This window comes from Frankia sp. AiPs1 (genome assembly GCF_023716945.1).
Taxonomy (GTDB): domain Bacteria; phylum Actinomycetota; class Actinomycetes; order Frankiales; family Frankiaceae; genus Frankia.
On the sequence record NZ_JAMQQF010000119.1, the window covers coordinates 1 to 14,145 of the forward strand.

Genomic DNA, 14,145 nt, shown 5'->3' on the forward strand with positions numbered 1-14,145 from the left:
GCCTGAGGGACACGGGGCGGCCAGGTGACCAGGGTGGGCGCCGACGAGGACGGCCGGCCGCCCACCAGCGTCGCCCCCCGGCGGTTCGTCGCCGCGGCGGCGCTGCTGCTGGTCGCCGCCGGCTTGGCGGTCACCGTGGTCACCGTCGTCGCAGGCCACGAGGAGGCCGACCGCGCCGCCGCGGATCCGCTCGGGCCGCCGCTGACCGGCCACACCGACTGGGTGACGTCGGTGATGTTCGCCCCGGACGGGCGGCTGCTCGCCAGCGCCGGTAAGGACGGGACGGTCCGGCTGTGGGACGTCGCCGATCCCGCCCACGCCCGCGCGCTCGGCCCGCCCCTGCCCGGCCGCACCAGCGGCGTGGTGTCGCTGGCCTTCTCCCCGAACGGCCACCTGCTCGCCACCGGCAACTGGGACGCCACGGTCCGGCTCTGGGACGTCTCCGACCCGGCCCACCCGCATCCGCCCACGATGGTCTCGCCCACCGATTCCGGTCCGGTGAGCGCAGTGGCGTTCTTCCGGGACGGCCGGACCCTCGTCGAGAGCGACACCGACGGCGTCGTGCAGGTGTGGGACGTGGCCGACCCGGCCCATCCGCGGCTGGTCAGCCGGTTCCCGACGGGTCACACCGACAACAGCTGGGCCAGGCCGGTGCTCGCCCCGAACGGTACGGTCCTGGCCGGTCCGGCCGGCGACAACGCGGTGGGTCTGTGGGACATGAGCGATCTGGCCCATCCTCGGATGTTCGGCCGGCTCCTGAACGGTCACCGCGGATCGGTGTACGGGATGGCGTTCGCCACGGACCTGCGGACGCTGGCCACCGGCAGCAAGGACACGACCCTGCGCCTGTGGGACATCACCGACCCGGCCGCCCCGGCGCCGCTGGGCGGGGCGCTGACCGGGCACACCAGCACGGTGTGGTCGGTGCTGTTCTCCCCGGACGGCCGCACGGTGGCAAGCGCCAGCTTCGATCAGACAGTCCGGCTCTGGGACGTGACCGACCGCTCCCGACCCCGCCCGTTGGGACCGCCCCTGGCCGGCCACAGCGACTTCGTGCAGTCCATCGCGTTCTCTCCGAACGGTCGCGTCCTCGCCAGCGGGAGCCGCGACCACACGATTCGGCTGTGGGCCGCCCCTGCCCGATCCCCGGGGGCCGAACGCTGACCTACCCCGAACCGACCATGCGAGCGAGGGCGATGCGGCGATGACCCTGAACGAGCCTGAACGAGCCTGAACGAGACGGCAGCGACTCGGCTGTTCGAGCAGTCGTATCACCGTATCCGCGTGCCGGTTGTTCTCGCCTTAGCTGTCCTGCGCTTCGATGCGCTCGTTGTGGTACTGGGCCGCACGCTCGAGACGACGCGCATCCGTGACGTCGCGCCGGTCGTCGGCCAACCGCAGCACGAGGCAGCACAGCAGGCAGCCGTTCGCGAGCACCAGTCCAATCGTCAGTCCGGCAACCAACACAATGGTCATGATCATCTCCTTTGTCTTGCTGGTCTGCCCTCGTTTCAGCGTCTCGCCGCGGGAGAGGTCGCGGCAAGGCCAGGCACGACGTTCGTGCATGGCGTGCACGGATCTCGTGCACGCCGGGTGGATCGGACTCGCCGCTCGGGAGAGGGATGTGCAGGTCAGCAGCCCGTGATTGGCTTAGAAGATAGGAGGCGGTCGTCCTCATCGTCGTCCTCATGTTCTCTCCCGACCGACCGCCTTCCCCCGAACACGGCGGTACGCTACCCTTTGCCTGGAACCTCGGGTCTCGCAACTCGAGCTTTTCCGATCGAGAATGAAAGGACATAAAGGTGACTCGAATCGGTGCCGTGAAGCGTGCTACCAAGGAAACAGATGTGCAAGTCGAGGTGAACCTGGACGGTTCGGGCGTCGTGGATGTCTCGACCGGTGTGGGTTTTTATGACCACATGCTTGCGCAGCTCGGCAAGCACGGTCTTTTCGACCTCTCGGTCAAGACGGTGGGGGACCTGCACATCGACGCGCACCACACCGTCGAGGACACGGCCATCGCGCTGGGTGAGGCATTCAAGCAGGCTCTCGGCGACAAGGCCGGCATCACCCGGTTCGCCGATGTGACGGTTCCTCTGGACGAGGCCCGCGCGCACGTCGTGGTGGACCTGTCCGGCCGGCCCTACCTGGTTCACGACGAGCCGGCGGGACTCGCCCCCATGATCGGCACCTTCGACACGACGCTCACCCGGCACATCTTCGAGTCCTTCGTGGCGGCCAGCCGTATCTGCCTGCACATCGAGGTGACGCGGGGGAGGAACGCGCATCACGTCGTCGAGGCCCAGTTCAAGGGCGTCGCGCGGGCTCTGCGCGCCGCCTGCGCGCTCGACCCTCGGATCGTGGGTGTGCCCAGCACCAAGGGGACTCTGTGAGCCTGCAGCGACCTCTACGGGAGTGGGGACGTTGGAAGGAGATCGACCCGGCTTCGAAGACGCTGTTGCTGAATCGCGGACGGGCCGGAGCACTCGTCACTGACGAGCTACGTGCCGAAGTCTCCGAGATAGTCGACGACGTGCGCAGCCGTGGCGACGAGGCGGTGGTCAGTGCGACCCGGAAGTACGACGACCCGAGCTTCACCGCGGATCGGCTGATCGTCGGCACGGCGGAAGTTCGGCGCGCCCGAGAACAAGTGGCTCCCGAGGTCCTGGCGGCTATTCGGGACAGCATCGAACACATCAGAATATTCAACGAGGAGATTCTTTCGGGTGCGGAGTGGAGCCGTGAGGTCAGCCCGGGCCTGCGTATGGGAGAAAAGATAACTCCCATCGCCAGCGCGGGGCTCTTCGTGCCCAGCGGGAAAGCATCCTATCCCTCGGTCATGATGCAGCTCGGAGTACCGGCCAGAACCGCCGGAGTCCCCCTTGTCGCCGTGGTCGTACCACCTGCGGTCGATGGCTCTGTGGATCCAGCGGTCCTGACCGCGGCCGACGAGCTGGGAATCAGTAGAATCTATCGGGCTAACGGACCGGCGGGAGTCGCGGCGCTCGCCTTCGGGACGGAAACGATACCGGCTGTTCGGAAGATTCTCGGCCCCGGCAGCCCGGCGGTGGTATGTGCCCAGCTCCTCACCCAGGCGTACGGTAGTACATCGATCAACATGATGGGGCCGAGCGAAAGCGTCATCCTCGCCGACGGATCGGCGGAGATCGATCTGCTGGCCGCCGACCTGCTGAACGAAGCCGAACACGGACCAGACTCGGCAAGCGTCCTGGTAACGGACAGTCCTGCCATCCTTCAGGAGGTGCAGGAGGAGATCGCCCATCGGCTCGCGCAACTACCGGAACCGCGTCGTGGCTTTGCTGCAAAGTCTCTGGGTGAGAACGGCGGCGTGGTCCTGGTTGATGACGTCCGCGAGGGCGCGGAGGTCATCAACTGCTACGCGCCGGAGCACCTCGAGATCCTCGTCGAGGATCCCGCGGCCGCGGTGGCTCTGATACGCAACGCAGGTGAGATCCTGGTGGGGCGGTGGACGCCGATATCGAGCGCAAACTTCGTGCTGGGCTGTCCGGCTATCCTGCCCACGGGTGGTTTTGCCGATGTGTCCAGTGGGGTCACGGTCAACGCGTTCGTCAAGAGATCGGCCGTCGTCGAGGCTGACGCAGCAGCATTCGCCAAAATCAGCAGGACGGCGGCGACACTTGCCGAACACGAAGGCTTTCCGGCGCACCGGGAGGCAATTCTGGCCCGTAATCGGCTGTTGTAGGATTCAGCTGTAGGAGTCAGCGCGAGACCGGTGCCTACGGTCGGACCTCGGCGGCCTCGTCGCCGCGCCGAGAATGACCAGTCGACCTGTCCCGGCTCGAACGAGAAGCTGATCAGCTCACCTGCTCCCTCGGAGCGGTCGGCGCGGGGACCACCCGGACCGGCCGTTCGGAGGAGAGGCCCGAAGTCTGCAATTCGACCTCGTCGAGAAACTGATCTATTATGCTACGTCTGCCACCGCTCTCCGCGCCCATCTCGACGGCGCTGGACAGCGCCAACCAGGCGATCTTGGCGGAGTATTTACTGCGGTCTCCGAAATTCACCGTGAGGAGCGGGCAGCACAGCAGCGCGCTCTTCACATACCGCCGCCAGTCGTCGCGCAGCCAACCGCGGTTTCGAAGTTCCGACACCATCGGAACGATGACGTTCGAGAACTTGCTCCACAGGAACATCTGTCGAACCGGGTGCAGCGAGTAGTCGTGCTCCACGCAAATTCTACCGTCTTCCACCGTGCTGGCGAGAGTGGTCTCCTGATGTTTGAGGTCAGGGAAGTACATCCACATCGCGAACACGTTGTGATAGAGCGGCTTGACGAAATCGAGTAGTGGATTATGGCGTCCCGCGAACGCGGGGTCAAAGTACTTGGGACATCTCTCCGAACCCTGGAAAAATGCGTTCCCGTTGTGCCCGTCCCCATGCCCGACGATGCTGGGACCGGGCTTTTGCGGATCAAGGATCTTCGCGGCTTCATCGATAAGATGATCAAGGTTCGTCGAGTAGCGCTGACCGTTGATGTTCCACTCCAGTCGCCGGATCTGCTCGACGGAGACCATCCTGTTGCCGGCTTCGTACGTATGCTCGCGGTTGAGGAACTCGTCGAGGCGTCTGCCCATCAGACGATGGAAGAAGAGCTGATGGACGGGAGCGCCGGCCGCCTCGTCTGCCTCCTGCCACTCCAGCGTCGAGAACTGCACACGCGCCAGTGTCCGATCCAGCCGATGCTGAGCCTCGGCGAGTGCCGCCAGGGTGGCTGTGCTGCCCTGCTCGGCGCGCCATGCCTCGTCGAACAGGGTCGGAGCATCGATGACCTCGTACACGAGCAACTGCCGGCCGGATCTCGTCGACCCGAAAACAGGATCCACGACTGGATAGCCGGCGCTTTTGAGGAGCTTGGCATTGTAGTATTCGTCGATCCGACTGTCGGGTTCGGTGTGGGTCTTGAAAAAAAGAGCTCGACCGTCGCGGAGGAACATCAGGCCGTTTATCGAATTGAGTGAGACGCTGCTCGGCCTTAGCTCGACGCTTGTGATGTCAAGGTCAAACAGATCACGGACGAACCCCTTGACGATGACCTCCGCCCGTGGGCGATCCGTGAACTGGAGGCGCTGGGCGGCGAGTAGCGTGTCGGTCAAGGTGTGTCCTTCCTCGCGACGGGCGTCGTCTTTGCGCGCCGTACCCGATTGAGCCGGAGATGCCTGCGTGGCCGACCGTTCCGGCGGGCAGGGAATCGCTCGTGGGGCAGCACGATCGGCGAGATCGGCGAAGATGTGCAGTCTCCGACCGATCGATAGGATAGCCTACCGGAGTGTTTCCGTGGTGTCGACATTGTGTGTTTCTTGTGGCCCTGACGTGGGGTGATGAGTGGATACGTGAGGTGGATCACGTCTGTTTGGTGATCGGCCACCGTGCCGCGCCTGGCAGGGCGGGCGGCGGGGTCTGCGCTATCCGCGTGACCGCCTCGCGCGGCCGTGTTGGCCGGCGGCCCGGCCCGGTCCCGTGGAGTGCACATCGCGGATGCGACGGAACGGTGGCCTTCTGGCAGGTCGAAATCAGCTGGAGCGGTCTCCATGCCACGCCGTCGATCCTGGCACCGTCGAACCCGGGACCGCCGTCGATCCTGAGCCGCCGGCGTGCGCCCTGGGCGGTGTGTCGCAGGACCTTATGAGTCCTCCGTGTCGTTCATCAGGGCGATGAACCGTCGGTAGGTCTCTTTTCGTCGCTGACTGCCCGGCACCATTCTTGCGAGTTCCTGGGCGTGGGCTGAGACGGTTCCTCCCCGATCGGCGGGGGAAAGCGCGCTGAGTGTCCGTTCGCCTTCGGCCAGGGCCTCCAGGACATATCCGCTGCCCAGGAGCGTGATGGAGTGGTCGATGCGGATCAGAGCCGGATCGATTCGGTCGCTCCTGGGGTATTGGAGCAGCGCCTCGCGTTGGGCTTCGCGGGCTGCTGAATGTAAGCCGATCCGGGCGAGCACGTTCCCCTCGTAGAAGCGAGCCTTGTACCCGGGAAAAGAGATCAGCCCACTGTCCTTTTGGTCGGAGGCCGCGTATCGCGAGTAAGCTGCCCGAAAGCGTTTGAGCGCATCTTCGGCCTCCCGCTGACGGCCCAGCCGGGCGAGCGCTCTGGCTTCCACCGCGGGGGCCATCGCCATGGCGACGGATGAGTTCCTTCCGGCGATCTCGGCGGCTGCTCGTGCTATCCTCGCCGCTTCCTCCGGAGTCCCGTAGTAGAGAACAGCCAGAGCCCGGCGCGTGCGTATCCAGGCGTGGAGATGACGGTCGCCGGTCTGCGCGGCGGCCGCCTCCCCGATGCCGAACCAGGCATACGAGTCCTCCGGGCGTCCCAGGTCCACGCACACGACACCGATAGCGCCGGCGACCATCGCGGACGCGCGGTGAAGGCGGTGCATCTGGCTCAGCGGCTGTCGTCTCTCCAGCGCGATCACGATGAACTCGAAGTCGTGCGCGGCGTTGGCCAGAAGCTCCTCGTGCGGCATGCGCCGATATGCGGCGTTGTAGAACTCGGCTCGACCTTCCCACCAGTCGACGAGCTGATTGCTGCTGGCGGCGGGTTCGAGGACGTCGCGCAGCCGGCTTCTGACTTTCTGGAGGTCGACCATGTCGAAACGTCTTATGTCGGGCTGCCCTGGTGGTTGTGGCCGGGTGAAGTCGCCAGCCGGGACCACGGGCGGAGACGATCTGCTCGCCGCTTCGAAGTCACGGCCGAAGCCGAGGCGGTCCGGCCGGGTCTCGTAAAGGCGACAGAGCGCGAGCAGGTAGCGAGTGCTGGGTACCTCGCCGTGGGTCTCCCATCTCGACAGGCGTTGATGAGTCAGCGTTGCGGTGCTCGCGCCCTCGCGCTCCCTGATCGCGGACACGACGTCCTTGAGCGTCCAACCATGAGCGAGGCGGTGGGCGCGCAGCAGTCCGACGCCGCAGGCATGGTGAATCTCCTGGACCGTCTCCCACCTGCCGAGCTGGCGAAGCCGCGCCTTTCGGAGCACGGAGTCGACGGTGTCGCGCACCTCTTGTCGCTCCACAGGAACACCTCGCCGCAGCTCGTGCGATCTTGGCCCCCATGCTGCCACCGTCGAGATATTGAGGCAAGATTTACGGCCGAGGGTCGTTGGCAGTAATCGGCATCAGGGTTACGCAGGTGAGCCTTGGGTGAAAGCAAGAAGGCATCTTTAGACGGTTTCTCCGGCACCCTGGGTCCCGCAGGAATGCGCGGCGTCGCTGCGTCCCGAGGGGACCCGCGGCCGCAGCGTTGGCGGTGGTCCTCGTCGGCCGCATGCTCCGGTGGTCGTGGTCGTGGTCGTGGTCGTGGTCGTGGTCGTGGTCGTGGTCGTGGTCGTGTCGGGATGATGCGGCGGGATCGGATCGGTCGCCCAGCGTCGTTGTGGTCGGGCTTGGTCCCGGTGGTCGACTGGGATCGGGACGGGGCATCCTCGGGTCATGCAGAGCATGTACGAGGCCGCGGGCGGCGGCGAGGGTCTGCTCCGGCTGGCGCAGGCGTGGCATCGGCGGGTGCTGGCCGACGAGGTCGTCAGCCACGCGTTCAGCCACGGTTTCCATCCGCGGCACAGCGAGCGGCTCGCCGCGTACTGGGCCGAGGCCCTCGGCGGACCCGCCACCTACTCCGCCGCCTACGGCGACGAGACGTCGGTCGTGCGGATGCACAGCGGCAACGGCCCGCACGAGGAGATGGACCGCCGGGCGATCGCCTGCTTCGACCAGGCGTTGGCGGACGTCAGGCCGAGACTCGGCGAGCCCGTCCGCCAGGCGTTGCACGACTACTTCACCTGGGCCACCACGACAACCATGTCGCGCTACCACGACTCTGCCGACGACGTTCCGGGCGGCCTGGCCATTGCGCGATGGTCGTGGAACGGGCTGCAGCGCTGAACTCCCTGGCGTGCATCTCGACGAGCCAGGTCGAGACCACGGGAAGGCCCGGTTACCCCTCCGTCGATCCGCTCTGGCCGGCATGTGAGGGTTGCGATACTCGGAGCCGGCAGGCGGGTCCGAGAGCGACCGGCAGGCGGGTCCGAGCGCGCGAGGTGATGATGGGCAGCCGGAATCGAGAACGTCGCAAGGCCAAGCAGAAGGCCCGCGCGGGCCGCGGCCGGGCTCAGGCTGCCGGGTCTGGAGCGGGGCCGTTCCACCGGGAGGAACGCGACCAGCGGGAGCTGCTCACGCAGGCAGCCGACCTGCTCGTCGCGGCGGCGCTGAACGCCCTGCTCGCCCAGGATGACGAGGCGTTGACGGCGCACGTGGAGTCGCTGGTCGCCGCGCCGGGCGGCCCGATCGGCCATCGGGCCGTCAACCGATGTCTGGCCGGCTGGGTCGAGCGCGTCGTCGAGGACACCTGGCAGCGCGGCTGGCAGCCGGTTGACGTGCACCGGATCATCACTCGTCGGGCCGGTCCGCGCCACGCGCGGCTCGCCGTCGACGCGATCGCGCTCCAGCTGCGCCGGTACGCGCCCGACACCGTCGACGAGCGGTGGAAGGCGCAGCTTCGGTCACTCGACGCCACCGTGTGGTGGGAGCACGACGACACGTGGCTCGACGCCTGGGGCGACCGGGAGGGGCAGGGCCGGACGGAGGTGGTCGCCGCCACGCTCGACCTGCTCAACCTGCTGCACGTCCTGCCCGAGATCGAGTCTCTGGGTCCGCTGCCGGGGACCGTGCGACGTTCCGCCTCGGGCCCCGGTCCCGGTCCCGGTCGGGGCGGACCGGCCGACCCGAGGGCCGGATCGGAGTCCGACCCGAACACCAACCCGCGCATCCTCGACAAGGTCCGCGCGCTGCTGGCGAAGGCCGAGTCGACCGAGTTCGCCGAAGAGGCCGAGGCGCTGACCGCCAAGGCGCAGGAGCTGATGGCCCGGCACAGCATCGACGAGGCGCTGCTCGCTGCGGCGGCGGCCGGGGACGCGGAGGGCTCCCGCGACACCCCGGCCGGCTGCCGGGTCGGCATCGACAATCCCTACGAGGTGGCCAAGGCCAGCCTGCTCGACGTGGTCGCCGAGGCGAACCGGTGCCGTTCGGTGTGGTCGAAGAGCCTGGGGTTCGCGACGGTGATCGGCTTCCAACCCGACCTCGACGCCGTGGAGCTGCTTTACACGTCGCTGCTGGTCCAGGCGACCACGGCGATGATGAGGGCCGGGTCTCGTCAGGACCGCGCCGGGCGATCCCGCACCCGGTCGTTCCGCCAGTCGTTCCTCGCCTCGTTCGCGGTCCGCATCGGCCAGCGCCTGATGGCCGCGACCGAGCAGGCCAGCGAGCAGGCCGCAGCCGAGGCGGGTGACGGCCGCCTGCTGCCCGTGCTCGCCGCCCGCACCGACTCCGTCCGGGAAGCAGCCGAGACGATGTTCCCGGAGATCGTCTCCCGGTCGGTGAGCGCGACCGACCGGGAGGGCTGGGCGTCCGGCCGGGCCGCCGCCGACCTCGCCTCCCTGCTCACCCGCGACGAGGTGACCGCCGACCGACCCGGATAGCGACCGCGCCGGGCTGCCCCGTCAGCGGCGGGTCTCCTCGTGCCCCTCGGCGGGAGCAGCGCCGACCGCCGACCGCCGCCGCCGACCGCCGACCGCCGGTGCCGTGGGTCCGAGGCCCGGAGGGGTGGCGGGCCAGCATGGCGTGATCACAGTGGTGGCAGCGACCAGATGCCGGCAGTGGGCGTGCCGGTGTCCATCGTGGCGTCGGCGCCGGTGAGCAGCACCGCACCGTCGACCACGGCGGCGCCGAGCAGTCGGGTGGGCATGGCCATCGTGACCGGGTGGACGGTCCAGCCCTCGCCGGTGCGGCTGCCGACGAGGACAGCCGGCTGCTCGGAAGCCGGGCCGTCGCCGGCGATCGAACCGGCGGCGAGCACCCGGCCGTCGGACAGCAGGGCGAACGCGTGCACGAGCACCCCGGGGGGCAGCGTCGTCTGGATCAGCCGCCAGGACGTGGCGTCGCTGGAGTGACGCAGTCTGGTCACCGTCGCACTGCCGGACAGTTCGCTGCCGGCAGCGAGCAGTGACCCATCGGCAAGCTCGACGACCTGGTCGACATGCTGCTCGGCCGGGCCGCCGAGGGACGGCGTGCCCAGGCGCGTCCACGACGTCCCCTCAGCCGAGCGCCACACGGCACCGTCGCCGAGGGCGCCTGCGGGCCGACCGACCGCGAGCAGGCCGCCATCATGGGTCACCAGTCCCGTGACCTCGCCGGTCAGGCCGCCGGAGGTGGGCAGAACGCCCCAGTTCCGGCCATCCGCGGATCGCCACAGTGCCGGCCGGCTCGACAGATCGGCCGTGGCACCGCCATCGGTTGCCGGCGGTGGGGCGGCTGGTGGAGCGGCGGCTGGTGGAGCGGTGGCTGGTGGAGCGGTGGTCGGCACCGATGAGGGGCTCGCGCTGCGCTCGACGACGGCCGCGCCGACGGCGACGAAGCCACGCCCGGCCAGGAACGCGACGGCGGAGACGGTCCCGGACTGGGTGCCAGCCGGCAGTGGAAGAGCGAAGGCGTGCCACCCCGGCCCGTCCTCGCGCAGCCAGACGACGGGTTTCGTACCGGTGGGTCCGGTCAGGGCCAGGCTGGACGTGCGCCGTCCCACCGCCACCTGCACTCCGTCGTCCCCGACCGCGAGCGCGGTGATGATCGCCTTCGTCGCCTCCGCGCCGGTGGTGGTGGCGTCGACCAGCCGGCGGTCCGGGCCCACCGCGCTGCCGATCTGCGCGGCCACGGTCACGGTCGCCTGGCCGTTGGCCGCGCCGGGATCACCGGGTTTCGATGGACCGCCGCCGGTCGAGCCGCCCGGACGAACGACGAGCACAAGGGCGATCACCAGCGCCGCCAGGCCAGCCGAAGCCGCGACCAGGAGACTGCGCCGGCCACCCGGCCGGCGCTGCGACGGGACGTCGGCGACCGTGCTGATCATGAGACTGCCGTCCCCGTCCCCGTCGCCGTCCCCGTCACCGCCGTCCAGCACCGCTGGCCGCACCGGCGGCGGCACCCTCGCGCCACCGGCCGGGTTGGCCGCGGCCGGCGTCTGGCGAGCCCACGGCGAGGAACCTGATGGCCGACGCGGCGCCGATGGCGGGTCCGCCGGGTCTGGAGATGGCCGCGCGAACCTGCCCGTCGACGGCCGGGATGGCCTGTCGGGCGAAGCCGGTGGCGGCCGTTCGGTCGAAGGCGACGGAGACCGGGAGGTCGAAGGCCGGGCCAACCAGTCGGCAGCCGGCAGAGTCGGCCTCGTCGGCGGGTCGAGTGCGGGTGGGGGTGGCCGGGTGGGACGACCTGGGACCGGCTGTGGCGGGGGCGAGAGGTCCGCCTTCGCCGCCGTGGCGGGAGTCGCCGCTGCCGGCAGCGGCCGACCTGACGGAGACGGAGACGGAGGCGGCGGAGCTGACCCGTGGGATGAGGACGCTGGCGGCGGAGAGGGTGGCTGGGACGGCGTCCGCGCCGGCCCGGAGGTGCCCGCAACCGGAAGTCGGGGCTGGGCCGCAGGCGGGGGAGGGACGCCAGGTAGGGGCGGTGCGCCGGGCGGAGGCTCGGCGGCGTCGAGGATGTCCCGTTCGGCGCGGACGATGATCCCGCTGGTGGCGAGCCAGCCGGGGCCGAACACGGTGGCAGCGGCCTCGGCGAGCTGGCGGGCGAAGACCCGCGCGGACTGCTGCCGGTCGGCCCGGGCCTGCTGCAGCGCCTGGACGATGACCGCAGTGAGCGGTTCGGCCACGCCGACCGGGGCCGGCAGGGGACCGTCCAGCTGGCGTTTCCAGACGTGGGCGACCGGCAGGGCCGGGTCGATCGGCATGCGGCCGGACAGCAGCCGGTACAGCACCACGCCGAGTGCGTACAGGTCGGTACCGGGGCCGACCCGGCCGCCGCCGATCTGCTCGGGTGCCATGTAGCCGGGCGTGCCGGCGATCGATTCCACCGACGTGGCGCTGCCGCCGAAGTACCGGCTGATACCGAAGTCGACGAGCTTCGGCGCATCGTCGCGGGCGAAGAGGATGTTCGCCAGCTTGACGTCCCGGTGCAGCACCCCGGCCGTGTGCGCGGCGGCGAGGGCGTCGGCGGCGGCGAGGCCCACGGCGCAGGCCGCCGCTGGTGTCGTGCGGGACAGGCGGGAACGTAGCGTCCCACCCGACAGATGCTCCATGATCAGCATCGACAGGTCGCCGCGTTCGACGTAGTCGTAGATCCGCACGATGTGCGGATGGTCCAGTCCGGCGAGGACGTCCGCCTCCCGCCGGAAACCGGCCCGCGCCTTCTCCCCCGCCCGGGTCAGGACCTTGACGGCGACCCGGCGGTTGATCTGCCGGTGCTGCGCCTCCAGCACGACCCCGCTCGCGCCCGAGCCGAGTTCGCGGCCCAGTTCGTATCCCGGCAGCGCGGCCTCGACCTGGGAGCGCTCGACGAACACGACGGCCTACTGGGCCACGTCGTAGGTGGCCGGGTTGTTCCGAGCGTTGCTGCGCACGGTGATGACCCTGGACGCCGTACCGGCGGGAACATCGACCTGTACGGTGCATTTGCTCCCACCCATCAGGAAGACGTAACCGGAACAGCCGTCGTCGTGCAGTCCCTGCCCGGTCACCGACTGGATGGCCTCGCCGTTGCTACCGCCGTTCCCGCTGATGGTGACAGTCCAGGTCGTACCACCCGGAGACGAACCTGCGGCCTGCTTGGCGAAGGAGATGCTGTACTCGGTGTCCACGGTCGCGGTCGCCGTCGACTGGAGCCCGTTCTGGTCCGTGACGGTCACGGATGCCTGATAGGTGCCAACCTCGTAGTTGTGGCCAGCTATCTGATAGCTGTCCGTGCTTTTGATGGTGGTCCCCGGGGTGCCATCGCCGAATTCATAGCGATAGCTGACGATCGGCGATGATCCCGCGACGCTTTCCGATGCGGACAAGGCCCGCACTCCGGCGGAGTAGGAGCTTCCGCTGAAGTTCCCGACGGTGAGAGCGGCCTTGGGCGGGGTGGCGGCGGGGGCGGTGAGCTGGACGGTGGCGGCGGCGGTGGAGGTGCGGCCGGCCTGGTCGCGAACGGTGACGTTGACGGTGTAGGTGCCGGCGGCCGTCACCTGGTGCTGGGCGGTGGCGGCTGCCTGCGGGCCGACGGTGGCGCCGTCGCTGAACGCGAACGTGTAGGTGGCGATCTGGCTGGAGCCGGCGGTGGAGGCCGAGGCGTCGGCGGTGATCGTGGCGGGCACCCGGGCCTGGCTGGTGCGGGCGCTGAGCTGGGCGGTCGGACCGGTGGCTGCCGCCGTGGCGACCTGGGCCGCGGCGGCGGCGGTGGCGGTGCGTCCGGCGCTGTCGGTCACCGTCACGGTGACGGTGTACGTGCCGGCCTGGGGGTAGGTGTGGGTGGCTCGTCGGCCGTTACCGGTGGTGCCGTCGCCCCAGGCGATGACGTAGGTGGTGAGGGGGCTGCTGCCGGCGGTGGACGTGCCGGCGTCGGCGGTCACGGTGAGCGGCGCGCTGCCGGTCGCGGGGTCGAGCGTGAGCCGGGCGGTCGGGCCGGTGGCGGCCGGCTGTTCGACCGGCTTCGCGGTGACCACGATCTCGGCGTTGGCGGTGGGGGTGCGGCCGTCGGTGAGGGTGGCGCTGGCGGACACGGTGTACCGGCCCGGGGCGGTCCAGGCGTGGCTGGCGTTCGTGCCGGTCGCCTGCGGGGTGCCATCCCCGAACGACCAGGTCGCCGAGACGAGGCCCGCACCGGTGGCACGTAGTCGGACGACGTCGCCGACGGTGGCGGTGGTCGTGCTGGCCTCGATGGTGACGGCCGCCGTCACCGGCGGCTGGTTGCCGTTCCCGGGCGGCGGATTCTGGGTGTCGCCGGACTGCTGGCCGGTGCCGGGATCACCGGCTGGCGGTGTGACGCCGCCGGGGTTCTGGCCGGAGGGGCCGGCAACGGCCGGGGGAGGCGTGGTCTGTGTCCGGCCCGGACCTGGCGGCGGTGCTGTCGTCGTCCCGGGACCGCCACCCGCGCGTGGAGCGGACGGTGTCCGGCGGGTCTGGTTGGACGGTGTCTGCGCCGGTGTGGGCGTGCGCGGGGTGGACGGTGACGGCGCGCTGGTGGGTGTGCGCGGGCCTGCGGATGCCGGCGGGGTGGCGGGTGCGGTGGTGGGGCCCGGCGTCGGCTGGTCGCGGGG

At 69.7% G+C, this 14,145-nt stretch carries 10 protein-coding genes; 5 read left to right on the forward strand and 5 right to left on the reverse strand.

Features of this window, described 5'->3' with window-relative positions; genetic code table 11:
• Window positions 1-24: 24 nt before the first annotated feature.
• A complete protein-coding gene (locus ND748_RS13355) occupies window positions 25-1,164 on the forward strand; it encodes a WD40 repeat domain-containing protein (RefSeq protein WP_251746123.1) in 1,140 nt (379 codons plus the stop codon).
• A gap of 138 nt (window positions 1,165-1,302) precedes the next feature.
• Here the strand turns inward: ND748_RS13355 and ND748_RS13360 are convergent, their stop codons facing one another.
• A complete protein-coding gene (locus ND748_RS13360) occupies window positions 1,303-1,476 on the reverse strand; it encodes a hypothetical protein (protein ID WP_251746124.1) in 174 nt (57 codons plus the stop codon).
• Between the two features lie 326 nt (window positions 1,477-1,802).
• Between ND748_RS13360 and hisB the strand changes: the two genes are divergently transcribed.
• Together hisB and hisD are read left to right on the forward strand one after the other, a co-directional pair.
• The gene (hisB, locus tag ND748_RS13365; protein WP_308205635.1) at window positions 1,803-2,393 is read left to right on the forward strand and encodes an imidazoleglycerol-phosphate dehydratase HisB; all 591 of its coding nucleotides are present in this window, start codon (window positions 1,803-1,805) and stop codon (window positions 2,391-2,393) included.
• Window positions 2,390-3,724, forward strand: a complete 1,335-nt coding sequence (gene hisD / locus ND748_RS13370) for a histidinol dehydrogenase (protein WP_251746126.1) — start codon at window positions 2,390-2,392, stop codon at window positions 3,722-3,724. Before hisB ends, hisD begins: the two co-directional genes overlap by 4 nt.
• Before the next feature lie 112 nt (window positions 3,725-3,836).
• On the opposite strand, the gene ND748_RS13375 is transcribed toward hisD, so the two are convergent.
• Entirely contained in the window at window positions 3,837-5,135 is a 1,299-nt protein-coding gene (locus ND748_RS13375) for a phosphotransferase (protein WP_251746127.1), read from the reverse strand.
• A 527-nt stretch (window positions 5,136-5,662) separates the two neighbouring features.
• Window positions 5,663-7,027: a helix-turn-helix transcriptional regulator gene (locus ND748_RS13380; protein WP_251746128.1), complete on the reverse strand. Its 1,365-nt coding sequence runs from the start codon at window positions 7,025-7,027 to the stop codon at window positions 5,663-5,665.
• A gap of 430 nt (window positions 7,028-7,457) precedes the next feature.
• Here ND748_RS13380 and ND748_RS13385 point away from each other — a divergent pair, with 430 nt between their 5' ends.
• Together ND748_RS13385 and ND748_RS13390 are read left to right on the forward strand one after the other, a co-directional pair.
• Window positions 7,458-7,907, forward strand: a complete 450-nt coding sequence (locus ND748_RS13385) for a group II truncated hemoglobin (RefSeq protein ID WP_251746129.1) — start codon at window positions 7,458-7,460, stop codon at window positions 7,905-7,907.
• A 161-nt stretch (window positions 7,908-8,068) separates the two neighbouring features.
• A complete protein-coding gene (locus ND748_RS13390; RefSeq protein ID WP_251746130.1) occupies window positions 8,069-9,499 on the forward strand; it encodes a DUF2786 domain-containing protein in 1,431 nt (476 codons plus the stop codon).
• 146 nt (window positions 9,500-9,645) lie between these two features.
• Here ND748_RS13390 and ND748_RS13395 read toward each other — a convergent pair whose 3' ends face one another.
• Complete coding sequence (locus tag ND748_RS13395) at window positions 9,646-12,411, reverse strand: serine/threonine-protein kinase (protein ID WP_251746131.1); 2,766 nt, start codon at window positions 12,409-12,411, stop codon at window positions 9,646-9,648.
• Window positions 12,412-12,417: 6 nt separating this feature from the next.
• Complete coding sequence (locus tag ND748_RS13400) at window positions 12,418-13,785, reverse strand: PKD domain-containing protein (protein ID WP_251746132.1); 1,368 nt, start codon at window positions 13,783-13,785, stop codon at window positions 12,418-12,420.
• Window positions 13,786-14,145: the final 360 nt, after the last annotated feature.